The 24,814-nt window shown below is 72.2% G+C and carries 18 protein-coding genes; 14 read left to right on the top strand and 4 right to left on the bottom strand.

The features are described 5' to 3' along the window. Both rnc and mutM read left to right on the top strand, forming a co-directional pair. Positions 1-918 (top strand): ribonuclease III, encoded by a 918-nt coding sequence (gene rnc, locus ABZX67_RS08605; RefSeq protein WP_355356289.1) that lies wholly within the window; start codon positions 1-3, stop codon positions 916-918. Between the two features lie 101 nt (positions 919-1,019). Beyond that, positions 1,020-1,880 (top strand): bifunctional DNA-formamidopyrimidine glycosylase/DNA-(apurinic or apyrimidinic site) lyase, encoded by an 861-nt coding sequence (mutM, locus tag ABZX67_RS08600; RefSeq protein WP_355356287.1) that lies wholly within the window; start codon positions 1,020-1,022, stop codon positions 1,878-1,880. Between the two features lie 30 nt (positions 1,881-1,910). Here mutM and ABZX67_RS08595 read toward each other — a convergent pair whose 3' ends face one another. Then, the gene (locus ABZX67_RS08595) at positions 1,911-2,765 is read right to left on the bottom strand and encodes a CAP domain-containing protein (protein WP_355356285.1); all 855 of its coding nucleotides are present in this window, start codon (positions 2,763-2,765) and stop codon (positions 1,911-1,913) included. A gap of 121 nt (positions 2,766-2,886) precedes the next feature. Here ABZX67_RS08595 and ABZX67_RS08590 point away from each other — a divergent pair, with 121 nt between their 5' ends. From ABZX67_RS08590 to ABZX67_RS08575, 4 genes are all read left to right on the top strand, one after another. Then, positions 2,887-3,168 (top strand): acylphosphatase, encoded by a 282-nt coding sequence (locus ABZX67_RS08590; RefSeq protein WP_355356283.1) that lies wholly within the window; start codon positions 2,887-2,889, stop codon positions 3,166-3,168. A gap of 405 nt (positions 3,169-3,573) precedes the next feature. Further along, entirely contained in the window at positions 3,574-3,789 is a 216-nt protein-coding gene (locus tag ABZX67_RS08585; protein WP_355356281.1) for a hypothetical protein, read from the top strand. Between the two features lie 240 nt (positions 3,790-4,029). Beyond that, positions 4,030-7,596 carry a chromosome segregation protein SMC gene (gene smc, locus ABZX67_RS08580; RefSeq protein WP_355356279.1) on the top strand — a complete coding sequence of 1,189 codons (3,567 nt, stop codon included), beginning with the start codon at positions 4,030-4,032 and terminating at the stop codon, positions 7,594-7,596. Between the two features lie 198 nt (positions 7,597-7,794). After that, positions 7,795-9,228, top strand: a complete 1,434-nt coding sequence (locus tag ABZX67_RS08575) for a sugar porter family MFS transporter (RefSeq protein WP_355356277.1) — start codon at positions 7,795-7,797, stop codon at positions 9,226-9,228. A gap of 94 nt (positions 9,229-9,322) precedes the next feature. Here the strand turns inward: ABZX67_RS08575 and ABZX67_RS08570 are convergent, their stop codons facing one another. Next, positions 9,323-10,774, bottom strand: coding sequence for a cytosine permease (locus tag ABZX67_RS08570; RefSeq protein WP_355356275.1), 1,452 nt, complete (start codon positions 10,772-10,774; stop codon positions 9,323-9,325). Positions 10,775-10,874: 100 nt separating this feature from the next. On the opposite strand from ABZX67_RS08570, the gene ftsY reads away from it, so the two are divergent. Beyond that, positions 10,875-12,101 carry a signal recognition particle-docking protein FtsY gene (ftsY, locus tag ABZX67_RS08565; protein WP_355356273.1) on the top strand — a complete coding sequence of 409 codons (1,227 nt, stop codon included), beginning with the start codon at positions 10,875-10,877 and terminating at the stop codon, positions 12,099-12,101. A 71-nt stretch (positions 12,102-12,172) separates the two neighbouring features. On the opposite strand, the gene ABZX67_RS08560 is transcribed toward ftsY, so the two are convergent. Beyond that, a complete protein-coding gene (locus ABZX67_RS08560; protein WP_355356271.1) occupies positions 12,173-12,832 on the bottom strand; it encodes a bifunctional DNA primase/polymerase in 660 nt (219 codons plus the stop codon). A 417-nt stretch (positions 12,833-13,249) separates the two neighbouring features. On the opposite strand from ABZX67_RS08560, the gene ABZX67_RS08555 reads away from it, so the two are divergent. The 6 genes from ABZX67_RS08555 to ftsH all read left to right on the top strand — a co-directional run bounded on the left by ABZX67_RS08555 (position 13,250) and on the right by ftsH (position 22,871). Then, entirely contained in the window at positions 13,250-14,728 is a 1,479-nt protein-coding gene (locus ABZX67_RS08555) for a hypothetical protein (RefSeq protein ID WP_355356269.1), read from the top strand. A 329-nt stretch (positions 14,729-15,057) separates the two neighbouring features. Next, the gene (locus ABZX67_RS08550; RefSeq protein ID WP_355356267.1) at positions 15,058-16,410 is read left to right on the top strand and encodes an ammonium transporter; all 1,353 of its coding nucleotides are present in this window, start codon (positions 15,058-15,060) and stop codon (positions 16,408-16,410) included. After that, positions 16,407-16,745 carry a P-II family nitrogen regulator gene (locus tag ABZX67_RS08545; protein WP_355356265.1) on the top strand — a complete coding sequence of 113 codons (339 nt, stop codon included), beginning with the start codon at positions 16,407-16,409 and terminating at the stop codon, positions 16,743-16,745. Before ABZX67_RS08550 ends, ABZX67_RS08545 begins: the two co-directional genes overlap by 4 nt. A 40-nt stretch (positions 16,746-16,785) precedes the next feature. Next, positions 16,786-19,212 carry a [protein-PII] uridylyltransferase gene (locus tag ABZX67_RS08540; RefSeq protein ID WP_355356263.1) on the top strand — a complete coding sequence of 809 codons (2,427 nt, stop codon included), beginning with the start codon at positions 16,786-16,788 and terminating at the stop codon, positions 19,210-19,212. Between the two features lie 85 nt (positions 19,213-19,297). Then, positions 19,298-20,851 (top strand): signal recognition particle protein, encoded by a 1,554-nt coding sequence (ffh, locus tag ABZX67_RS08535; protein ID WP_355356260.1) that lies wholly within the window; start codon positions 19,298-19,300, stop codon positions 20,849-20,851. 121 nt (positions 20,852-20,972) lie between these two features. After that, positions 20,973-22,871 (top strand): ATP-dependent zinc metalloprotease FtsH, encoded by a 1,899-nt coding sequence (gene ftsH / locus ABZX67_RS08530; RefSeq protein ID WP_355356258.1) that lies wholly within the window; start codon positions 20,973-20,975, stop codon positions 22,869-22,871. Positions 22,872-22,875: 4 nt separating this feature from the next. Here the strand turns inward: ftsH and ABZX67_RS08525 are convergent, their stop codons facing one another. Further along, a complete protein-coding gene (locus ABZX67_RS08525; RefSeq protein WP_355356256.1) occupies positions 22,876-23,739 on the bottom strand; it encodes a methyltransferase domain-containing protein in 864 nt (287 codons plus the stop codon). A 441-nt stretch (positions 23,740-24,180) separates the two neighbouring features. Between ABZX67_RS08525 and ABZX67_RS08520 the strand changes: the two genes are divergently transcribed. After that, complete coding sequence (locus ABZX67_RS08520; RefSeq protein WP_355356254.1) at positions 24,181-24,810, top strand: hypothetical protein; 630 nt, start codon at positions 24,181-24,183, stop codon at positions 24,808-24,810. Positions 24,811-24,814 lie beyond the last annotated feature (4 nt).

The following is a 24,814-nucleotide window of genomic DNA, read 5'->3' as shown; positions in this document are numbered from 1 at the left end:
GTGAGAGGCACCGTGTCTAGCCACAAAACGGCGGATGACGCCAAGAAGCAGGCGGAGAACACGGCCTCGTCCCACACGCTTCTGGAAGGGCGGCTCGGGTATCAGCTCGAGTCCGCCCTTCTGGTGCGTGCGCTGACCCACCGTTCGTACGCGTACGAGAACGGCGGTCTGCCCACCAACGAGCGCCTGGAGTTCCTCGGGGACTCCGTGCTCGGCCTGGTGGTCACGGACACGCTGTACCGCACCCACCCCGACCTGCCCGAGGGCCAACTGGCCAAGCTGCGGGCCGCGGTGGTCAACTCGCGTGCGCTGGCGGAGGTCGGCCGCGGCCTCGACCTGGGCTCCTTCATCCGGCTGGGCCGGGGCGAAGAGGGCACCGGGGGCCGGGACAAGGCTTCCATCCTCGCCGACACCCTCGAAGCGGTGATCGGTGCGGTCTATCTCGACCAGGGCCTCGAAGCGGCGTCCGAGCTGGTGCACCGGCTCTTCGACCCGCTGATCGAGAAGTCCTCGAACCTCGGCGCCGGCCTGGACTGGAAGACCAGCCTCCAGGAGCTGACCGCGGCCGAGGGCCTCGGCGTTCCGGAGTACCTGGTCACCGAGACCGGACCGGACCACGAGAAGACCTTCACTGCTGCTGCCCGCGTCGGTGGTGTCTCGTACGGCACCGGCACCGGCCGCAGCAAGAAGGAAGCGGAGCAGCAGGCCGCGGAGTCCGCCTGGCGGGCCATCCGGGCCGCCGCGGACGAGCGGGAGGCGGCGGCGAAGGCCGCGGCCGAATCCGGCGGCGACTCCGCTTCCGGCTCCGGTTCCGGCAGCGACTCCGCTTCCGGCTCCGGTTCCGACTCCGAAGAGGCCGCCGACACCTCTTTGGTCCCCGAAGCCGCGCACACCACGGCGAACTCGGCCACGGCCTGAGCCGCTGCACCCGCTGCACGCTTCTGCCCCCGTCGCACCGTCCCCACGGTGCGGCGGGGTTTCCCCATATCCCCCTCCACACCCCCCACCGGAGGTGCCCCGTGCCCGAGCTGCCCGAGGTCGAGGTCGTACGCCGCGGCCTGGAGCGCTGGATCAGCGGGCGGGCCGTCCGCGAGGTGGAGGTGCTGCACCCCCGTGCCGTACGGCGGCACCTGGCGGGCGGCGAGGACTTCGCGGCCCGGCTGAAGGGACACCGCTTCGGCATCGCCCGGCGGCGCGGGAAGTACCTGTGGCTGCCGCTGGAGGAGACCGGCGCGTCCGTGCTCGGGCACCTGGGCATGAGCGGGCAACTGCTCGTCCAGCCCGAGGACGCCCCGGACGAGAAGCACCTGCGGATACGGATCCGCTTCGACGATGCCCTCGGCACCGAGCTGCGCTTCGTCGACCAGCGCACCTTCGGCGGGCTCTCGCTCCACGAGAACACCCCCGAGGGGCTGCCCCAGGCCATCGCGCACATCGCCCGCGACCCGCTGGACCCGGAGTTCGACGAGGCCGCCTTCCACACCGCGCTGCGCCTGCGCCGTACGACGGTGAAGCGGGCCCTGCTCGACCAGTCGCTGATCAGCGGCGTCGGAAACATCTACGCGGACGAGGCGCTGTGGCGCTCCCGCCTCCACTACGACCGCCCCACCGCCACGCTCACCCGCCACCGCTCAGCCGAGCTCCTCGGCCACGTACGGGAGGTGATGACGGCCGCGCTCGCCGTCGGCGGCACCAGCTTCGACAGCCTGTACGTCAACGTCAACGGCGAGTCCGGCTACTTCGACCGCTCCCTGGACGCGTACGGCCGCGAGGGCGAGCCGTGCCGGCGCTGCGGCACCCTGATGCGCCGCCGCCCCTGGATGAACCGGTCCAGCTACTACTGCCCGCGCTGCCAGCGGCCCCCGCGCACCGTCTCCTGAAGCGCGCGGGCCTGAGCGGACTGAGGAGCCTCAGAAGCCGAAGTCCTGCGTCCACCACGGGCCGCCCTCGGCGAAGTGCACGCCGACGCCGAGCGTCGTGTAGTCGCAGTTGAGGATGTTGGCGCGGTGGCCGTCGCTGTTCATCCAGGAGTCCATGACCGCCTGGGCGTCGGACTGGCCGCGGGCGATGTTCTCGGCGGCGAGCCCCGGCACACCGGCCTGCGCGGCGCGGTCCCACGGGGAGTCGCCGTCCGGGTCGGTGTGCGAGAAGAAGTTCCGCTCCGCCATGTCCAGGCTGAACGCCCCCGCCAGCGATGCCAGCTCGGCGTTGGGGCGGACCGGGCTGCAGCCGACCTTGGCGCGCTCGGCGTTGACGAGGCTCAGCACGGCCGCCTCGGCGGCCCGCTCCTTGCTCGCCAGGCGGGAGGCCGTGGACCCCTCGACGGTCCGCTGGGGCGTCGCCGTGGCCTCACGGGTGGGGCTCGCGCTCTTCGGCCGCGCCCGCTCCGTGGACTTCGACGGCTCGGGGGCCTTCGTCGGCTTCGACGGCGTGGACGACGGCTTGGTGGGGGTGGGCGTCGGCTTCGCCGTGGGCTTCTTCGACGGCGCCTGCGGCCGCTCGGCGCTCCGGCTCGTGCTGGGGCTCGTGCTCGGGGAGGCCGACGCGCGGCCGGTGGGCGTGGCGCTCGCCCCGCCCTGGGTCAGGAGCTCCGGGCCCCCCGTGCGTATGTGCTCGGCGGACGGGCCGCCGCCCACCTTGTACGTGTCGCCGCCCGGCAGCAGCCCGGAGGCGACGGCGACGGCGCCCACCGCCATCGCGGCGGAGGCGCCGAGCAGACCGGTGCGTACGGGGACCACGGCCCGCTTCTTCCGGTGGCGTCCCATCTGCTCTGCCTTCCTGATGACTAACTCACCCGAATGGGTGAGGCTCATTGCGTCGGGACTGTACGCCATGACGCGTGGGGAAGAAGTGCTCGCTGAGCAATTCGCCGGTTAGCGTGCAGCCATGAATGATCACGTAAGGCTCACCGCCTGGGTGCGCGGCCATGTACAGGGAGTGGGCTTCCGCTGGTTCACCAGGGAAAACGCATTGCGCATCGGTGACCTCACCGGATTCGCCTCGAACCTCGACGACGGGAGGGTCCAGGTGGTGGCCGAAGGGCCGAGTGAGAATTGCCACCAATTGCTGGAGTGGCTCTCCGCCGGCGACACACCCGGCCGTGTTGACGGAGTCACTGAGATCTGGGCCACGCCGCGCGGCGGTTACGACGGCTTCGAGATCCGCTGAAGAGCGTCCGACGATCTTGGTCCGGGGGTGCCGGGTGCCCCGCCACGGCCCCCGGCACAGAGTGCCGCGCGTCCCCTCGTGCGGGGGAAAAGCGCCTGGTGGTTGCCAAGAACGGCGCCGCGTGCCAGGCTGCGCGGACGACGAAGATCGACACGCCCCCGAGGGCACCGCGCGCGAGGCGCCGCCGCAGCATCCGCGGCCGCAGACCCCCCGGTTGGCCCTTGGTGCGGGGCGTGATCGTGTTGACCGTCAAACTTTTTGGTGAGACTCTGGAAGCCCCGCGCACCTTAGCTGTTTGGCAGTGGGAACCGCAGCGGCACCACGCACTGCTGCCGGAACCGCGGGTGCGAACCCTCACGACCCACACCGCTTCGGTCGGTCACTCAGTGTGGAGGACCATCCATCATGGCAAAGGCGCTTCTCGGTTATGTCGGCGGTTCCGACCCGCGACTTCTCGCCGAGATGCGGCGGCTTCAGCAGCGCGTCCAGGACCTGGAATCCGAGCTCGTACGGATCCAGTCCGAGAACGACGCGCTGAACGCAGCCGCCGCGAACAGCGGCGAGTCGTTGCTCGACGGCATCGACATCGACGTATCCAAGGCGGAGCCTGCGCTCACCTGACCACAGCCCCCACGGGCAGGTGAGAAACACTCTCCCGAGATATGCAAGGGACGCTTCTACGGCGTCCCTTCTTTCTTTTCTGCCCCATGAACCCCTGGCACCCCGTGTCCCCCACGCTCCCCGGGCACCCCGTGCCTCCCGGGTGCCCCGTGTTCATCTGCCGTATCCCCTCTCCTTACGCTCTGGTCTGCCCTTCGTGTTCATGGGTCAAACGAAGGACGCCCGGTAGAGTCCGGGGGCGTGCACCTCAAGGCCCTGACCCTGCGTGGTTTCAAGTCATTCGCCTCCGCCACCACCCTGCGGTTCGAACCGGGCATCACGTGTGTCGTGGGGCCGAACGGTTCGGGCAAGTCCAATGTGGTGGACGCCCTTTCCTGGGTGATGGGCGAGCAGGGCGCCAAGTCGCTGCGCGGCGGAAAGATGGAGGACGTCATCTTCGCCGGCACCACCGGGCGACCCCCGCTGGGCCGCGCCGAGGTGTCCCTCACGATCGACAATTCCGATGGCGCGCTTCCCATCGACTATGCCGAAGTCACCATTACGCGGATCATGTTCCGCGGCGGCAGCAGCGAATACCAGATCAACGGCGACACCTGCCGGCTGCTGGACATCCAGGAACTCCTCAGCGACTCCGGTATCGGCCGGGAAATGCACGTGATCGTCGGGCAGGGCCAGCTCGACTCCGTGCTGCACGCCGACCCCATGGGACGGCGGGCCTTCATCGAGGAGGCCGCGGGCGTCCTCAAGCACCGCAGGCGCAAGGAGAAGGCGCTGCGGAAGCTCGACGCGATGCAGGCCAACCTCGCCCGCGTCCAGGACCTCACCGACGAGCTGCGGCGCCAGCTCAAGCCCCTCGGCCGGCAGGCCGCCGTGGCGCGGCGGGCCGCCGTCATCCAGGCCGACCTGCGTGACGCGCGGCTGCGGCTCCTCGCCGACGACCTCGTACGCCTGCGGGAGGCGCTGCGCACCGAGCTCGCCGACGAGGCCGCGCTCAAGGAGCGCAAGGAGCGGGCCGAGGCCGAGCTCAAGACCGCCCTGAGCCGGGAGGCCGAGCTGGAGGACGAGGTGCGCAGACTCGCCCCGCGGCTCCAGCGAGCCCAGCAGACCTGGTACGAGCTGTCGCAGTTCGCCGAGCGGGTGCGCGGCACCGTCTCGCTGGCCGACGCCCGGGTGAAGAGCGCCACCGCGCCCCCCGTGGAGGAGCGGCGCGGCCGCGACCCCGAGGACCTGGAGCGCGAGGCCGCCCGCGTGCGCGAGCAGGAGGCGGAGCTGGAGGCCGCGCTGGAGGCGGCCCAGCGGGCCCTGGAGGACACCGTCGCGCACCGCGCCGAGCTGGAGCGGGAGCTCGCCGCCGAGGAGCGGCGCCTGAAGGACGCGGCACGGGCCATCGCCGACCGGCGCGAGGGGCTGGCCCGGCTGTCCGGCCAGGTGAGCGCCGCCCGGTCGCGCGCCGCCGCCGCGCAGGCCGAGATCGACCGGCTGGCCGCCGCCCGCGACGAGGCCCGCGAGCGTGCGGCCGCCGCCCAGGAGGAGTACGAGGCGCTCCAGGCCGAGGTCGACGGCCTCGACGCGGGCGACGCCGAACTCGCCGAGCGCCACGAGGCCGCCCAGCGGGAGCTCGCCGACGCGGAGGCCGCGCTCACCGCCGCCCGGGAGGCCGCCACCGCGGCGGAACGCAAGCGCGCCGCCACCCAGGCCCGCCACGACGCCCTCGCCCTCGGGCTGCGCCGCAAGGACGGCACCGGCGCGCTGCTCGCCGCCACCGACCGCCTGGCCGGGCTGCTGGGCCCGGCGGCCGAGCTCCTGACCGTGACGCCCGGCCACGAAGTCGCGGTCGCCGCCGCCCTGGGTGCCGCCGCGGACGCGCTCGCGGTCCGTGACCCGGCGACGGCCGCCGACGCCATCCGGCTGCTGCGCAAGCAGGACGCGGGGCGGGCCGCCCTCCTCGTCAACGGCACGGGAGCGTACGCGCCGGAGCCCCCGGTCCCCGGCGGGACGCGGGTCGCCGACCTCGTCCAAGGGCCCGAAGGGCTCGTCGCCGCCGTGCGCAGGCTCGTGCGCGGGATGGTGGTGGTCGGCACCCTGGAGGACGCCGAGGACCTGGTCGCGGCGCACCCCGACGCGGTCGCCGTCACCGCCGAGGGCGACGTCCTCGCGGCGCACTTCGCGCACGGCGGCTCCGCCGGGGCGCCCAGCCTCCTGGAGGTCCAGGCCTCCGTCGACGAGGCCGCCGCCGAACTGGCCGAGCTGGCCGTACGGTGCGAGGAGCTCGCCGCCGCGCAGACCGAGGCGGCCGAGCGGCGCCGCGCCGCGGCCGCCCGCGTGGAGGAGCTCGGCGAGCGGCGCCGGGCCGCCGACCGGGAGAAGTCCCAGGTCGCGCAGGCGCTCGGGCGGCTCGCCGGGCAGGCCCGGGGCGCCGCGGGCGAGGCCGAGCGCACCGCCGCGGCCGCCGCCCGCGCCCAGGAGGCCCTGGAGAAGGCGACCGAGGAGGCCGAGGAGCTCGCGGAGCGGCTCGCCGTCGCCGAGGAGGCGTCCCTCTTCGGGGAGAGAGGGGAGGAGGAGCCGGACACCTCCGTACGCGACCGGCTCGCCGCCGACGGCGCCAACGCCCGCCAGACCGAGATGGAGGCCCGCCTCCAGGTCCGTACGCACGAGGAGCGGGTCAAGGGCCTCGCCGGCCGCGCCGACTCCCTCGACCGAGCCGCCCGCGCCGAACGCGAGGCCCGCGCCCGCGCCGAGCAGCGCCGCGCCCGGCTGCGCCACGAGGCCGAGGTCGCCACGGCCGTCGCCTCCGGCGCCCGGCAGCTCCTCGCGCACGTCGAGGTGTCCCTCGTACGGGCCGAGCGGGAACGGGCCGCCGCCGAGTCCGCCAAGGCGGCGCGCGAGCAGGACCTGGCGGCCGCCCGGGCCCGGGGCCGCGAGCTGAAGGGCGAGCTCGACAAGCTCACCGACTCGGTGCACCGCGGCGAGGTGCTCGGCGCCGAGAAGCGGCTGCGGATCGAGCAGCTGGAGACCCGGGCGCTGGAGGAGCTGGGCGTGGAGCCGGCTGTCCTCGTCGCCGAGTACGGGCCCGACCAGCCGGTGCCGCCCTCCCCGCCCGCCGAGGGGGAGGAGCTGCCCGACGATCCGGAGCATCCGCGCAACCAGCCCCGGCGTTTCGTCCGGGCCGAACAGGAAAAGCGCCTGAAGACGGCCGAACGGGCGTACCAGCAGCTCGGGAAGGTGAATCCGCTCGCCCTTGAGGAGTTCGCGGCGCTGGAGGAGCGCCACCAGTTCCTCTCCGAGCAGCTTGAGGATCTGAAGAAGACGCGTGCCGATCTTCTTCAGGTGGTGAAGGAGGTGGACGCACGCGTCGAGCAGGTCTTCACGGAGGCGTACCGGGACACGGCCCGCGAGTTCGAGGGAGTCTTCTCCCGTCTCTTCCCCGGCGGCGAGGGGCGGCTGGTCCTCACCGACCCCGACCACATGCTCACCACGGGCGTGGACGTCGAGGCCCGCCCGCCCGGCAAGAAGGTCAAGCGGCTGTCGCTGCTGTCCGGCGGGGAGCGGTCGCTGACCGCGGTCGCCCTCCTCGTGTCGATCTTCAAGGCCCGGCCCAGCCCGTTCTACGTGATGGACGAGGTCGAGGCGGCGCTCGACGACACCAACCTCCAGCGGCTGATCCGGATCATGCAGGAGCTGCAGGAGAGCTCACAGCTGATCGTGATCACGCACCAGAAACGGACCATGGAGGTCGCGGACGCCCTCTACGGCGTTTCCATGCAGGGCGATGGCGTGTCCAAGGTGATCAGCCAGCGCCTCCGCTGAGTTGTCTTCAAGTCCTGAACGCAAGCCGACACGCCGTTCGGTCAAATTCACAGACCTTCAACCCTTGACTTCGAAACTTGAAGGCATAGTCTCTGCAACGTTGCTTTTACCTTCAAGTGGTGGGCGGCGTCATGTTGTGCGCCACTGGAAGGGCTCGCCCCCCATGCTCGGCGACGCTGCCGGGCCCAGGAGTTCACCGTGACCAGCACCGCCCAGCCACCCGCCGCCCAGCCACCGGCGTCGGGAGCCCGCGAGGCCCACCCCGACCACCTCGGCCATGTCATCTTCATCACGGCCGCCGCCGCGATGGGCGGCTTCCTCTTCGGCTACGACAGCTCCGTCATCAACGGCGCCGTCGAGGCCATCCGCCACCGGTACGAGATCGGCTCCGGCACCCTCGCGCAGGTCATCGCGATCGCCCTGATCGGCTGCGCCATCGGCGCCGCCACCGCCGGCCGGATCGCCGACCGCATCGGTCGCATCCGCTGCATGCAGATCGCCGCGGTCCTCTTCACCGTCAGCGCCGTCGGCTCGGCCCTGCCGTTCGCGCTCTGGGACCTCGCCATGTGGCGCGTCATCGGCGGCTTCGCCATCGGCATGGCCTCGGTGATCGGCCCCGCCTACATCGCGGAGGTCGCGCCGGCCGCGTACCGGGGACGGCTCGGCTCCTTCCAGCAGGCCGCCATCGTCATCGGCATCGCCGTCTCCCAGCTGGTCAACTGGGCCATCCTCAACATGGCCGACGGCGACCAGCGCGGCGAGATCGCCGGCATCGAGGCCTGGCAGTGGATGCTCGGCGTCATGGTCGTCCCGGCCGTGCTGTACGGCCTGCTGTCCTTCGCGATCCCCGAGTCGCCGCGCTTCCTGATCTCCGTCGGCCGCCACGACCGCGCCAAGGAGGTCCTCGCCGAGGTCGAGGGCAAGGGCGTCGACCTGGACGCCCGCGTCGCCGAGATCGAGACGGCCATGCACCGCGAGCACAAGTCCAGCTTCCGGGACCTGCTCGGCAGCCGCTTCGGCTTCCTGCCCATCGTCTGGGTCGGCATCGGCCTCTCGGTCTTCCAGCAGCTCGTCGGCATCAACGTCGCCTTCTACTACTCGTCCACGCTGTGGCAGTCGGTCGGCGTCAACCCGGAGAGCTCGTTCTTCTACTCCTTCACCACGTCGATCATCAACATCATCGGCACCGTGATCGCGATGGTCCTGGTCGACCGGGTGGGCCGCAAGCCGCTCGCCCTCGTCGGCTCCGCCGGTATGGCGATCGCCCTCGCCTTCGAGGCCTGGGCCTTCTCCGCGGACCTCGTCGGCGGCAAGCTGCCGGAGACCCAGGGCATCGTCGCCCTGATCGCCGCCCACCTCTTCGTGCTCTTCTTCGCCCTCTCCTGGGGCGTGGTGGTCTGGGTCTTCCTCGGCGAGATGTTCCCCAACCGCATCCGCGCCGCGGCCCTCGGCGTCGCCGCCTCCGCGCAGTGGATCGCCAACTGGGCCATCACCGCGAGCTTCCCGTCCCTGGCGGACTGGAACCTCTCCGGCACGTACATCATCTACACGATCTTCGCCGTGCTCTCCATCCCCTTCGTACTCCGGTACGTGCGGGAGACCAAGGGCAAGGCGTTGGAGGAGATGGGCTAATCCCCGCTGCCCCTCTCCTCAGCAACGAGACTGCCCCGGCTCGTCCTCCGAAGGACCGAGCCGGGGCAGTACGTTTTCAGCCCCCCGGGAGGGCTCAGACAGAGGCCGCGGCCCGCTCGGGCTCCTGCTCCTCCGCCGCCCCGGCGGGAGCCACCGCGGCGGCGCGCGGCAGCACGGCGTACAGCACCGCCGCCACCACGATCGTCACGAGCCAGCCCAGCCCGTTGCGGCCGATCCACGAACCGGCGAGCGGCCCGGCGAACCAGTCGACCTTCGTGAAGGCCAGCCCCACCAGCAGCGCCACACCCCACGCCGCCATGGCCTGCGGGGCGAAGCCGCCCCGGTACCAGTAGGCGCTGGTGCGGGTGGTGTCCATCAGCGCCTCTCCGTCGTACGTACGGCGGCGCAGCATGTCGACGCCGAAGACGCCGATCCACGCCGAGAACGCCACCGCCAGCAGCGTCAGGAAGGAGATGAACGAGCCGATGAAGCTGGTCGCCACCACCATCAGCAGGAAGCCGAAGACCAGCGAGATCACGGCGTTCACGCTGACCGCCCAGGTGCGCGGCACCGTGATGCCGAGCGTCTGTGCGGTGAAGCCGGCCGAGTACATCGACATCGAGTTGATCAGCAGCATGCCGATGAGAGCGATGATCAGGTACGGCACCGAGATCCAGGCCGGCAGCAGCTCGCCGATGAACGACACCGGGTCCTGCGCGGACGCCAGGTCCGGCGTGGACACCGCCATCACCGCGCCCATCAGCACCATCGGCAGCACCACGATCCCGGCGCCGCCGACCGTGGAGCCGACGACGGCCCGGTTCGACGCCGTACGCGGCAGGTAGCGGGTGAAGTCCGGCCCGGAGGGCACCCAGCTGATGCCGCCCGCCGCGATCGTGCCGATGCCCGCGATCAGCATCGCCGTCGACCCGGCCGGCTTGTCGAAGACCGCGGCCCAGTCGGTGTTGGCGACCAGATAGACCAGCACCAGCACGGAGAAGGCGCCGAAGAGGTACGTGGACCACGTGCTGCACACGCGCAGCGCGGTGATGCCGAGCCCCGACACCACGAAGGTGGCGGCGACGAAGAACAGCAGGGTGACGACGATCAGCGGAGTGCTGCTCTTCACGCCGAACAGCAGGTCCAGCACGGTCAGCACGGCGTACGCGCCGGTGACCGCGTTGATCGTCTCCCAGCCCCAGCGGGCCACCCAGATGAGGGAGCCGGGGAAGAGGTTGCCGCGCTGGCCGAAAACCGCCCGCGACAGCGCCATGCCGGGCGATCCGCCCCGCTTGCCCGCGATCGAGATCAGACCGACGATCCCGTACGACAGGAGGGGCGCGGCGAGCGCGACGACCAGGACCTGCCAGATGTTCAGGCCGTTGAAGACGATCAGGCCGGCGCCCATGGTGAGCAGCAGCACACTGATGTTCGCGGCGACCCAGGTGGGGAACAGCTCCCGGACATGGCCGGTGCGCTCCCCGTCGGGGACGGGCTCGAGGCCGCGGGTCTCTATCGCGCCTTCGGATGCGGAGGCGTGGGGCATGGGTCAGCTCCGGGCGAGAGGTGGGGGATTCACGACATCGTACATTCACCCCAAAAGCTCCAGATAGGGGCCTACGGCCCTGGGGGATACTGGTCGCGTTATGGAAATCCTCATCCTTGCTGTAGTCATCGCTCTGGTCGCGGTCGGCGCGATCAGCGGCCTCGTGGTCAGCAGCCGCAAGAAGAAGCAGCTGCCGCCGCCGCAGGCGCCGTCGTCCACGCCGACCATCACCGCTCCGCCCGCCGAGCCGCACGTCGGCGAGGAGGCGGAGACACCGCGGGAGGAACCGCGCCGCACCATCGAGGAGGTGGACCTCCCGACGGCAGAGGAGGCGCTCGAAGCGCCCGCGGCCGTCGAGGACCCGCTCGTCGCGGCGCCGCCCGCGCCCGAGATCGAGGTCCCGGAGCCGACCGCGGGCCGGCTGGTCCGGCTGCGCGCCCGGCTCGCCCGCTCGCAGACCTCCCTCGGCAAGGGGCTGCTCACCCTGCTGTCCCGGGAGCACCTCGACGAGGACACCTGGGAGGAGATCGAGGACACCCTCCTCACGGCGGACGTCGGCGTCGCGCCGACCCAGGAGCTCGTGGAGCGGCTGCGCGAGCGCGTGAGGGTGCTCGGGACGCGGACGCCGGAGGAGCTGCGCACGCTCCTGCGCGAGGAGCTGCTCACCCTGGTCGGCACCGACCTCGACCGCTCGCTGAAGACGGAGAGCGACCTCGACACCCCGGCCGTCGTGATGGTCGTGGGCGTTAACGGCACCGGCAAGACCACGACCACCGGCAAGCTCGCGCGCGTGCTGGTCGCGGACGGACGCTCGGTCGTCCTCGGCGCGGCGGACACCTTCCGCGCGGCCGCCACCGACCAGCTCCAGACCTGGGGCGACCGCGTCGGCGCCCGGACCATCCGCGGTCCGGAGAACGGCGACCCGGCCTCGGTCGCGTTCGACGCGGTCAAGGAGGGCATCGCGGAGGGCGCGGACGTCGTCCTGATCGACACCGCGGGCCGCCTGCACACCAAGACGGGCCTGATGGACGAGCTCGGCAAGGTCAAGCGCGTCGTCGAGAAGCACGGCCCGGTGAACGAGGTCCTGCTGGTCCTCGACGCCACGACCGGCCAGAACGGCCTGGTGCAGGCGCGGGTCTTCCGCGAGGTCGTCGACATCACCGGCATCGTCCTGACGAAGCTGGACGGCACGGCCAAGGGCGGCATCGTCGTCGCGGTCCAGCGCGAGCTGGGCGTCCCGGTGAAGCTCATCGGCCTCGGCGAGGGCCCGGACGACCTGGCCCCCTTCGAGCCGGAGGCGTTCGTCGACGCGCTGATCGGCGACTGACCCGCCCCAGTGGAGGGTCCGGGGCGCGGGGGTTCACCCCCGGGCCCCCCTTTTTTGAGCGGGGGGCGGCGTCAGCCCGCCGAGCGGTGGCAGATGTACGCCAGCGTCCCCAGCAGCAGCCGCGCCTGCGGCGGCGCGCCCGCGTCGAGGGACGGCGGCCGCAGCCACCGGGCGGGACCCAGCCCCGCGTGGTCGGAGGGCGGGGCCGTGATGTAGGCGCCGGGGCCCAGGCAGTGCAGGTCGAGGTCCGCGTCGTCCCAGCCCATCCGGTACAGCAGCTCCGGCAGCTCCGCCGCCGCGCCGGGCGCCACGAAGAACTGCGCGCGCCCCGTCGGGGTGGCGCACACCGGGCCCAGCGGCAGGCCCATCCGCTCCAGGCGGACCAGCGCCCGCCGGCCCGCCGGCTCGGCGACCTCCAGGACGTCGAAGGTCCGCCCCACCGGCAGCATCAGCGCGGCGCCCGGGAATCGGGACCACGCCTCGGAGACGGTGTCGAGCGTCGCGCCGGCCGGCACCTCGGGCGCGAAGTCGAAGGGATGCGCCCCCGGAGCCGTACAGGCCGGGTCGCCGCAGGAGCAGCGGCCGGAGGCGGCACGCGCGCCCGGGACCACGTCCCAGCCCCACAGGCCGGTGTACTCCGCCACCACGGTGCACTCCGCGGTGCGCATGCCGCGGCGCCGGATGTCGCGGATGCGGGTGCGGGTCCGGGTCGAGCCGATCGTGAAGCCCATGCCCCCTCCAACGGGTGTAGCTCGCCGGTGGTTACGACCCGGAGTCTTGTCGTGACGCTGCGTCGCTGCCATGCCTCAACGGGTGGCGCGCGGAGGCATCGAGGGTGGTGCGTGTCGTCACGCGCGCCCCGCGGTGCGACGATCCACCGGCTCCTGGTCGTCCTGCGTCAAGTGAATCGCGCCTGGGGCAGGGCGAGTTCATTCGAAGGGGTGGCGAATGGTGGCGTTTATGGAAACGACCTCGCCTGATCGGTGATCGTAGGATTACTTTCGGTACATGAAACCGGGGTGGTGGCCGTTCCTCGTGGGTATGCCGGGGGCAAGCCGGTTCCGCGTTTCGTACGCGGACGGTCGCGATCGACGGCATTCTGACAAGGGTTCGCGCAACAGGCGACGACAGCGGATGGGGGCGTTCCAGTGGGCGGCAGCGGCGCAGACGGTACGAATGCCGGCAAGCGCCCGAACGAGCAACTGAGCTCGTGGTTCGTGCGCAGCGGCTGGTCCAAGGGCGAGCTCGCGCGCCAAGTGAACCGCCGGGCGCGCCAGATGGGCGCACACCACATCAGCACCGACACCTCACGCGTACGGCGCTGGCTCGACGGCGAGCAGCCCCGCGAGCCCATCCCGCGCATCCTCTCCGAGCTGTTCTCCGAGCGCTTCGGCACGGTCGTCGCCATCGAGGACCTCGGCCTGCGCACCGCCCACCAGTCACCCTCGGTGTCCGGCGTCGACCTGCCCTGGGCCGGCCCCCAGACCGTCGCCCTGCTCAGCGACTTCTCCCGCAGCGACCTCATGCTCGCCCGGCGCGGCTTCCTCGGCACCTCGCTGGCCCTGGCCGCCGGCCCCGCCCTCATCGAGCCCATGCAGCGCTGGCTCGTCCCGACCCCCACCGGCGACACCGGCGGCCGCTCCGACCAGTCCGGCGCACCGCGCCGCGCCACCCGGCTGTCCAAACCGGAACTGGACCTGCTGGAATCCACCACCGCCATGTTCCGCCAGTGGGACGCCCAGTGCGGCGGCGGACTGCGCCGCAAGGCGGTCGTCGGCCAACTCCACGAGGTCACCGACCTCCTGCAGGAGCCGCACCCCGCCGCCACCACCCGCCGGCTCTTCACCTGCGCCGCCGAACTGGCCGAGCTCGCCGGGTGGATGAGCTACGACGTCGGCCTCCAGCCCACCGCCCAGAAGTACTTCGTGCTCGCCCTGCACGCCGCCAAGGAAGCCGGAGACAAGCCTCTCGGCTCGTACATCCTCTCCTCCATGAGCCGCCAGATGATCCACCTCGGGCGGCCCGACGACGCGCTGGAACTCATCCACCTCGCCCAGTACGGCAGCCGCGACTGCGCCACCCCGCGCACCCAGGCCATGCTGTATGCGATGGAGGCCCGGGCGTACGCCAACATGGGCCAGCCCAGCAAGTGCAAGCGCGCGGTACGGATGGCCGAGGACACCTTCGCCGACGCGGGCCTCGACGGCGAGCCCGAGCCCGACTGGATCCGCTTCTTCTCCGAAGCCGAGCTCAACGGCGAGAACGCCCACTCCTACCGCGACCTCGCCTATGTGGCCGGCCGCAGCCCCACGTACGCCTCCCTCGCCGAGCCCGTGATGCGGCGCGCCGTCGAGCTGTTCCGCAAGGACGAGGAGCACCAGCGCTCCTACGCGCTGAACCTCATCGGCATGGCCACCGTGCACCTGCTCAAGCGCGAGCCCGAGCAGTCCACCGCCCTCGCCGAGCAGGCGCTGCACGTCGCCAGGCGGGTGCGCTCGGAGCGGGTCAACACCCGGCTGCGCAAGACCGTCGACACGGCCGCCCGCGACTTCGGCGACGTACCGGAAGTCGCCCGGCTCACCGAGAAGCTCACCGCTCAGCTCCCCGAGACCGCCGAAGCGGTCTGACCGCGCGAGCCACCCGAACCCCGGCCGCGACCGTCACCCCTGTACAGCCCGACTCGGCTCCCTCACGCCAGGTCAACAGGGTGACCGTCGCGGCCGGTCCCGTGCCCGTCCCGTGCGCTCGGGAGGGTACTCCCGTTACATCGCCGTGACCCCGCGGTTCATAGCCGCGTAACACGCGAGGGCTCTTCGTCACTGCGGCGAAACATCGAGCGGCATCGACCGAAACCGCGCTGCGCCAACCTCGGTGCTCATAACCGGCCACCCCTCATAGCCGTGTAGCTACCACCGGCTCCGCCCCGCACAGGCCGACCGACGACGAGGAGACGCCGATGCCCCCAGGCATCACGACCCTTGCCGCAGACGCACCCACGCTGTCTGCCGCGAACACCGGGTTCATGCTCATCTGTTCCGCCCTGGTGATGCTGATGACACCGGCCCTCGCCTTCTTCTACGGAGGCATGGTCCGGGTGAAGTCGACCCTCAACATGCTGATGATGAGCTTCATCAGCCTCGGGATCGTCACGATCCTGTGGGTGCTGTACGGCTTCAGCATCGCCTTCGGCACCGACTCCGGCTCCCTCATCGGGTGGTCGTCCGACTACGTAGGCCTCAGCAACATCGGCCTCACCGAGCTGTGGGACGGCTACACCATCCCGGTGTACGTCTTCGCCGTCTTCCAGCTGATGTTCGCCATCCTGACCCCCGCGCTCATCAGCGGCGCCCTCGCCGACCGCGTGAAGTTCACCGCCTGGGCGCTGTTCGTCGCCCTCTGGGTCACCGTCGTCTACTTCCCCGTCGCCCACTGGGTCTGGGGCGCCGGCGGCTGGCTCTTCGAGATGGGCGTCATCGACTTCGCGGGCGGCACCGCCGTCCACATCAACGCCGGAGCCGCCGCCCTCGGCGTGATCCTGGTCATCGGCAAGCGCGTCGGCTTCAAGAAGGACCCGATGCGCCCGCACAGCCTCCCGCTGGTCATGCTCGGCGCCGGGCTGCTGTGGTTCGGCTGGTTCGGCTTCAACGCCGGCTCCTGGCTCGGCAACGACGACGGCGTCGGCGCGGTGATGTTCCTCAACACCCAGGTCGCCACCGCCGCCGCCATGTGCGCCTGGCTGGCGTACGAGAAGATCCGCCACGGCGCCTTCACCACCCTCGGCGCCGCCTCCGGCGCGGTCGCCGGACTCGTCGCCATCACCCCGGCCGGCGGCTCCTGCTCGCCGCTCGGCGCGATCGCCATCGGCGCGATCGCCGGTCTGCTCTGCGCCATGGCCGTCGGCCTGAAGTACAAGTTCGGCTACGACGACTCCCTGGACGTCATCGGCGTCCACCTCGTCGGCGGTGTGGTCGGCTCCCTGCTCGTCGGCTTCTTCGCCACCGGCGGCGTCCAGTCCGACGCCAAGGGCCTCTTCTACGGCGGCGGCCTGGAGCAGCTCGGCAAGCAGGCCATCGGCGTCTTCGCCGTCCTCGCCTACTCCCTGGTCGTCTCCGCGCTCCTCGCCTTCGTCATCGACAAGGTGATGGGCATGCGGGTCAGCGAGGATGACGAGGTCTCCGGCATCGACCGCGTCGAGCACGCCGAGACGGCGTACGACTTCAGCGGCGCCGGCGGCGGAACCGGCTCGCGCAAGGCCGCCCCGGCGACGGAGGCACTGCCCGTAGTGGAGAACAAGAAGGTGGACGCATGAAGCTGATCACGGCGGTCGTCAAGCCGCACCGGCTCGACGAGATCAAGGAGGCCCTCCAGGCCTTCGGGGTCCACGGACTGACCGTCACGGAGGCCAGCGGCTACGGCCGCCAGCGCGGCCACACCGAGGTCTACCGGGGCGCCGAGTACACCGTCGACCTCGTCCCCAAGATCCGCATCGAGGTCCTCGTCGAGGACGACGACGCCGAACAGCTCATCGACGTCATCGTCAAGGCCGCCCGCACCGGCAAGATCGGTGACGGGAAGGTCTGGAGCGTCCCCGTCGACACCGCCGTCCGGGTCCGCACCGGCGAACGCGGCCCCGACGCCCTGTAAACACGCGACACGGTCCCGACGCACGGCAAGGAGCCCCTGGGTGACGAGCACCGATGTGAAAGCCGACGACTCGGGACCCGGCGGCTACGCGGCGGCCCGGCTGCACCTCCTGACGCAGGAGGAGCGGTCCGGGCCGCCGCGCCGTGCCGACCTGTCCCGCCTCACCGACGAGTGGCTGTCGGGCCTGTTCGCGCGGGCGGCCCCCGCGCGGGGGGTGGCCCTGGTCGCCGTCGGCGGGTACGGGCGCGGCGAGCTGTCCCCCCGCAGCGACCTCGACCTGCTCCTCCTCCACGACGGCAGCGCCGACCCCGCCGCGATCGCCGCGCTCGCCGACCGCGTCTGGTACCCCGTCTGGGACCTCGGCCTCGCCCTCGACCACTCCGTACGCACCCTGGCCGAGGCCCGCAGAACCGCCGCCGAGGACCTCAAGGTCCAGCTCGGCCTCCTCGACGCCCGCCACCTCGCCGGCGACCTCGGCCTCGTCACCGCCCTGCGCACCGCCGTCCTCGCCGACTGGCGCAACCAGGCCCCCAAGCGCCTCCCCGAACTCGACGAGCTCTGCCGCGAGCGCGCCGAACGCCAGGGCGAGCTCCAGTTCCTCCTCGAACCCGACCTCAAGGAGGCCCGCGGGGGCCTGCGCGACGCCACCGCCCTGCGCGCCGTCGCCGCCTCCTGGCTCGCCGACGCCCCCCGCGAAGGGCTCGCCGAAGCCCGCCGCACCCTCCTCGACACCCGCGACGCCCTCCACCTCGTCACCGGGCGCGCCACCGACCGGCTCGCCCTCCAGGAGCAGACCCAGGTCGCCGGCGCCCTCGGCCTGCCCGACGCCGACGCCCTGCTGCGCAGCGTCTACGAAGCCGCGCGCACCCTCTCGTACGCGGGCGACGTCACCTGGCGCGAGGTCAACCGCGTGCTGCGCGCCCGGGCCGTACGCCCCCGGCTGCGTGCCCTCCTCGGGCGGCAGCCCGCCGTGCGCTCCCCGCTCGCCGAGGGCGTCGTCGAGATGGACGGCGAGGCCGTGCTCGCCCGCACCGCCCGCCCCGAACGCGACCCGGCCCTGCCGCTGCGCGCCGCCGCCGCGGCCGCCCAGGCGGGCCTGCCCCTCTCCCCGTACGCCGTACGCCGCCTGGCCGCCGCGGGCAAGCCGCTGCCGGTGCCGTGGCCCGCCGAGGCCCGCGAGGCGCTCGTCACGCTGCTCGGCGCGGGGGAGTCCACCGTGCCCGTCTGGGAGGCCCTGGAGGCCGAGGGCGTCATCAGCCGCCTGCTGCCCGAATGGGAGCACGTGCGCTGCCGCCCGCAGCGCAACCCCGTCCACACCTGGACCGTCGACCGGCACCTCGTCGAGACCGCCGTACGCGCCTCCGCGATGGCCCGCCGCGTCGGGCGCCCCGACCTCCTCCTGGTCGCCGCCCTCCTCCACGACATCGGCAAGGGCCGCCCCGGCGACCACGCGGTCGTGGGGGAGCCCCTCGCCCGTGACATCGCCGCCCGCATCGGCTTCGACCGGCACGACACCGCCGTCGTCGCCACCCTCGTACGCCACCACCTCCTGCTCGTCGAGACCGCCACCCGCCGCGACCTCGACGACCCCGCGACCGTCGACTCCGTCGCCGCGGCCGTCGGCTCCGCGTCGACGCTGGAGCTCCTGCACGCCCTCACCGAGGCCGACGCCCTCGCCACCGGCCCCGCCGCCTGGTCCTCCTGGCGCGCCTCCCTCGTCGCGGACCTGGTCAAGCGGGTCGCCGGCGCCCTCGCGGGCGATCCACCCCCCGCGCCCGAGCCCGCCGCGCCCAGCGCCGAACAGGAACGCCTCGCCATCGAGGCCCTGCGCACCGGCGAACCCGTCCTCGCCCTGCACGCCGACGGCCCGCCGGACGGCGACGCCCCCGAACCCGTCGGCGTCGAGCTGCTCATCGCCCTCCCCGACCGGCCGGGCGTCCTGCCCGCCGTGGCCGGCGTCCTCGCCCTGCACCGCCTCACCGTCCGCTCGGCCGACCTCCGCGCGATCGAACTGCCGCCGGAGCTCGGCGGCGGCGGAGCCGTCCTCGTCCTGAACTGGCGCGTCGCCGCCGAGTACGGCTCCCTGCCGCAGGCCACCCGGCTGCGCGCCGACCTCGTCCGCGTCCTGGACGGCTCCCTCGACATCCGCTCCCGCCTCGCCGAACGCGAGGCCGCCTACCCCCGCCGCCACGGCGCCACGGCGCCGCCACCGCGCGTCACGGTCGCCCCGGCCGGCTCGACGCTGGCGACGGTCATCGAGGTCCGCGCCCACGACGCCCCGGGCCTGCTGCACCGCATCGGGCGGGCCCTGGAGACGGCGGCGGTACGGGTGCGCAGCGCGCACGTGTCGACGCTGGGGGCGAACGCGGTGGACGCCTTCTACGTCACGGACGCCGCCGGCGCCCCGCTGGCCCCCGAGGAGGCGGCGGAAGTGGCACGCACCCTGGAAGCAGCACTGCGGGCATGACGGGGCTGCTACGGATCGGCTCAAGCCCGATACCCTTGGGTTCGACTGTCCGCCCGCCCCCTACACCCGAGGATCCGCGACCGCCGTGTTCGATACCCTCTCCGACCGCCTTGCAGCGACTTTCAAGAACCTCCGAGGCAAGGGCCGCCTCAGCGAGGCGGACATCGACGCCACGGCACGTGAGATCCGTATCGCGCTGCTCGAGGCCGACGTGGCCCTGCCCGTCGTGCGGGCCTTCATCAAGCAGATCAAGGAGCGGGCCCTCGGCGCCGAGGTCTCGCAGGCGCTGAATCCCGCGCAGCAGGTCATCAAGATCGTCAACGAGGAGCTCGTCGGCATCCTCGGCGGCGAGACCCGGCGCCTCCGGTTCGCCAAGAACCCGCCCACCGTGATCATGCTCGCCGGTCTCCAGGGTGCCGGTAAGACCACCCTCGCCGGAAAGCTTGGCCTCTGGCTCAAGGGCCAGGGCCACTCGCCGCTGCTCGTCGCCTGTGACCTCCAGCGCCCCAACGCCGTCAACCAGCTCGCCGTCGTCGCCGAGCGCGCGGGCGTCGCCGTGTACGCGCCCGAGCCGGGCAACGGCGTCGGCGACCCGGTGCAGGTCGCCAAGGACTCGATCGACTACGCGAAGACCAAGCTGCACGACATCGTCATCGTCGACACCGCGGGCCGCCTCGGTATCGACCAGGAGCTGATGCAGCAGGCCGCGGACATCCGCGACGCCGTCAGCCCGGACGAGGTCCTCTTCGTCGTCGACGCCATGATCGGTCAGGACGCGGTCAACACCGCCGAGGCCTTCCGCGACGGCGTCGGCTTCGACGGCGTCGTGCTCTCCAAGCTCGACGGCGACGCCCGCGGTGGTGCCGCCCTGTCGATCGCGCACGTCACCGGCCGCCAGATCATGTTCGCCTCCAACGGCGAGAAGCTGGACGACTTCGACGCGTTCCACCCGGACCGCATGGCGTCCCGCATCCTCGGCATGGGTGACGTCCTCTCCCTGATCGAGAAGGCCGAGCAGACCTTCAGCCAGGAAGAGGCCGCCAAGATGGCCTCCAAGCTGGCGTCGTCCAAGGGCAAGGACTTCACCCTCGACGACTTCCTGGCCCAGATGGAGCAGGTCCGGAAGATGGGCTCCATCTCCAAGCTGCTCGGCATGCTGCCGGGCATGGCGCAGATGCGGGACCAGATCAACAACATCGACGAGCGCGACGTCGACCGCACGGCCGCGATCATCAAGTCGATGACCCCCGGCGAGCGCCAGGACCCGACGATCATCAACGGCTCGCGGCGCGCCCGTATCGCCAAGGGCTCCGGTGTCGACGTCAGCGCGGTGAAGAACCTGGTGGAGCGGTTCTTCGAGGCCCGCAAGATGATGTCCCGGATGGCGCAGGGCGGCGGGATGCCGGGCATGCCGGGGATCCCGGGCATGGGCGGCGGCCCCGGCCGCCAGAAGAAGCAGCAGAAGCAGGCCAAGGGCAAGCGCAAGAGCGGCAACCCGATGAAGCGGAAGGCCGAGGAGCAGGCCGCGGCGGCCCGCCGCGAGCAGGCGGCCCAGCAGGGCGGTGCCTTCGGCCTGCCGGCCGGCGAGCCGGGCAAGGACTTCGAGCTCCCGGACGAGTTCAAGAAGTTCATGGGCTGACGGCCGCCCACAACGGCTCGGAGGGGCGTCCACCACGCGGTGGGCGCCCCTCCGCCGTACGCCCGCCACGGCGCGCGGCGCCCGTAATGCCGCTTTCGCGGCGGTCTCGCATGATGGCAGCGTGGCCAATTCCGTACCCCCACGCGACCGCACCGACCAGCCCTGGCGCTCGGAGGGCGCGCCTCCGCCACCGCCGCCGCGCAAGAAGATGCCCGGCGGGTGGATCGCGCTCATCCTCGCGGCGGTGGCGGTGTTCGTCCTGACCAACCTGGCCCTGTCGTACTTCGGCAACGGCGACGAGCGGACCATCTCGTACACCGAGTTCAGCCGGCAGGTCACCGACGGCAAGGTCGCCAAGATCTACTCCAAGGGCGACGCCATCGAGGGCGAACTGGACAACGGCCAGCGGTTCACCACCCAGCGCCCGGCCTTCGCCGACGACAACCTCTGGTCCGAACTGACCAAGCAGAAGGTCACCGTGACCGCCGAGCCGGTGGTCGAGAGGCCCAGCTTCGTCGCCAATCTGCTGCTCTCGCTCGCGCCGATCCTCCTCCTCGTCCTGTTGTGGGTGTTCATCTCGCGGCGGATGAGCGCCGGGCTCGGCGCCGGGGGCATGCTGGGCCGCAAGGCGCCGCCCAAGCCGGTCGAGGTCACGGCCGGACAGCGCACGACCTTCGCCGACGTCGCCGGGATCGACGAGGTGGAGGGCGAGCTGAACGACGTGGTGGACTTCCTGAAGAACCCCGACGCGTACTGGCGCATGGGCGCCAAGATGCCGCGCGGTGTGCTGCTGGCGGGGCCGCCGGGCACCGGCAAGACGCTCCTGGCGCGGGCGGTGGCCGGCGAGGCGGGGGTGCCGTTCTTCTCGGCGTCGGCCTCCGAGTTCATCGAGATGATCGTCGGCGTCGGCGCCTCGCGCGTACGGGAGCTGTTCAACGAGGCCCGCAAGGTGGCCCCCGCGATCATCTTCATCGACGAGATCGACACCATCGGGCGCGTCCGCGGCGGCTCCGCCGCCATGGGCGGGCACGACGAGCGCGAGCAGACGCTGAACCAGATCCTGACCGAGATGGACGGCTTCTCCGGCTCCGAGGGCGTCATCGTCATCGCGGCCACCAACCGCGCCGACGTCCTCGACCCGGCCCTCACCCGGCCCGGCCGCTTCGACCGGATCGTCCACGTCAGCCCGCCCGACCGGGGCGGCCGCGAGGCGATCCTCAGGATCCACACCCGGGACATCCCGCTCGCCGAGGACGTCGACCTGGCCCGGGTCGCCCGTACGACCCCGGGCATGACGGGCGCCGAGCTGGCCAACCTCGCCAACGAGGCCGCCCTGCTCGCGGTCAAGCGCCGCCGCCCGCGCGTCACGCAGGCGGACCTCTCCGAGGCCCTGGAGAAGGTGCAGCTCGGTGCCGAGCGCGCGCTGGTCATGCCGCTGGAGGAGCGCCGCCGCACCGCGTACCACGAGAGCGGTCACGCGCTGCTGGGCATGCTCCAGCCCGGCGCGGACCCGGTCCGCAAGGTCACCATCGTGCCGCGCGGACGCGCGCTCGGCGTGACCCTGTCGACGCCCGACGCCGACAAGTACGCGTACACGGAGGACTACCTGCGCGGCCGGATCATCGGCGCGCTGGGCGGGATGGCGGCCGAACACATCGTGTTCGGAGTGGTCACGACCGGCTCGGAGAGCGACCTGGAGCAGGTCACCAACATCGCGCGCGGGATGGCGGGCCGCTGGGGCATGAGCGACCGGGTCGGCCGGCTCAGCGCCATCCCGGGCGACGCGCAGCAGGCGTACGGGCTCTCCGCCGCGCCCGCGACGCTGGACGCCGTGGCCCACGAGATGCGCCGCATCGTCGACGAGTGCTACGAACGCGCTTGCCGGCTCCTCCAGGAGCACCGCCCCAAGCTGGACGCGCTGGCGGCGGCGCTCCTGGAGAACGAGACGCTGGAGGAGGCCGAGGCGTACCGTGCGGCCGGCATCCCCCGCCTCGCCAAGGCGCACGCGGGGGAGGAGTGAGACGTCAGGGGGTCCTGGCCACCAGGTAGCGGAAGACGTTCGGCATCCACACCGTGCCGTCGGGCCGTACGTACGGGTGGAGGGCCTCGGTGACCTCCTTCTCGACGGTCGCCTGGTCGGACGCCTCCACCGCCGCGTCGAACAGCCCGGTCGAGAACAGGCCGCGTACGGCGCTCTCGATGTCGGCGTACCCGAAGGGGCACGCCACCCGTCCCGAGCCGTCCGGGTTCAGCCCGGCCCGCGCGGCCACGTCCTCCAGGTCGTCGCGGTTCGCCGGGCGCCAGCCGGCTCGCGTGCGCAGCCGCTCGGTGAGCCGGCCCGCCACCCGCAGCACGGTCGAGGTGGCGCACCGCTCCGGCGGGCCCCAGCCCGCCAGCACCACGGCGCTGCCCCGCTCCGCCAGCCGCGCGCCGCTCACCAGGGCGGGCACCAGACCCTCGGAGTCCCCGGCGGTGCAGCCGATCGGCTGGAACGCGGTGATGAGGTTGTACGCCGGACGGGTGGGGTCCGCGGTCTCGGCGGGCCCGCCGTACAGGAGTCTCGTCTCGCCGCACCGCGGGGCGGCGTCGTGCGCGCCCGCGTCGGGCATCAGCCGCTCCTTGGCCAGGTCCACGCGTGCGTGGTCGGTGTCGCAGCCGGTGACTTGCGCGCCGCGGGAGGCGGCCATCAGCAAGGCGAGTCCCGAGCCGCAACCGAGACCCAGCAGCCGCGTCCCGGTGCCGACCTCCAAGTGCTGGTACACCGCTTCGTAGAGCGGGACGAGCATTCGCTCCTGGATCTCCGCCCAGTCGCGGGCTCGGCCGGGCCCGTCCGTCGCCGGAGGGGCCGAGGCCGGGTGGGGGTGGTGCTGGACGAGCATAGGTGTCATCGAAAGCGCCCCAATCCGCCGAGAGGTCCATCTGTGCGTCTGTGCCCTGATTGACAGCCCCCGTGTGCGTGCGCGCGCACTCCCCGACGCCCAGGGAACTCCGCATCCGCCCCCGGTGTCCAGGGGTCGGGACGCAATGCTTGCGTGCCCCGGGCGTGCGCCCCCGAGTCGGCACGAACTTCTCTCATAGTGGGGGCGGCGAGCGAATCCCGCCATGGCAACGGGCCGGTGCCGCGCGCTCCCGTGCGCCGGAGTACTGTCACACCGCGGCCGCCCTCCGCGAGCGCTCCGCGCCGGGGTGTGGGCGCCGGGGCATGCGCGGCGCTACGTACCACCTTGGTGCGAGCTGCGAGCCTTCTCCGTACATCGGCGCACTGGCCCTCGTCAGGACGCATCAACGGCAACTGACGGGTACGTGCAAATTATTTGGGATGCCCCGGAATGGAACCCACAGGCAGTCCGGCTCGTTGTCACGACGTGAGCACGACACCACCTGTTCTCGCCGCAGAGCTGGCACAGGCGTGGGCCGACATTCAGCGGCACCACCCCGAGCTGCCGGATCTCGCCGCGCCCGAATCCCTGATCGGAGAGTCGTCGTCCGCCTGTGGCGCCGAGCTCTCGTTCGAACGACTGCTCCATGAGGCAGTCCACGGCATCGCCGCCGCCCGAGGAGTCCGCGACACCTCGCGCGCCGGCCGCTACCACAACCGCAGATTCCTGGCGATCGCCGAGGAGATGGGCCTCGACCACCCGGACGAGCCGCACCCGAGCAGCGGCTTTTCGCTGGTCACGCTCAGCCCCGAGGCCAAGCGCCGCTACCGGCCGACGATCGAGCGGCTCCAGCGCGCCCTGAAGGCGCACACGGCCGCCACGGCCGCCGATACCAAGCGCTCCTTCCGTGGGCCGGCCGCCCGGCACGGCTCCTCCGGTGGCGGCGTGCGGGTCAAGGCGGTCTGCGACTGCGGGCGCAACGTCCGGGTCGTCCCGTCGGTCCTCGCGCAGGCGCCGATCGTCTGCGGCGGCTGCGGGAAGCCGTTCCGCATTCCGGAAGCGGTGGGCGCGGCGAGCTGACCCC

The organism is Streptomyces sp. NPDC003036 (assembly GCF_040611175.1).
Taxonomy (GTDB): Bacteria; Actinomycetota; Actinomycetes; order Streptomycetales; family Streptomycetaceae; genus Streptomyces.
This window is presented reverse-complemented; position numbering and strand designations above follow the sequence as displayed.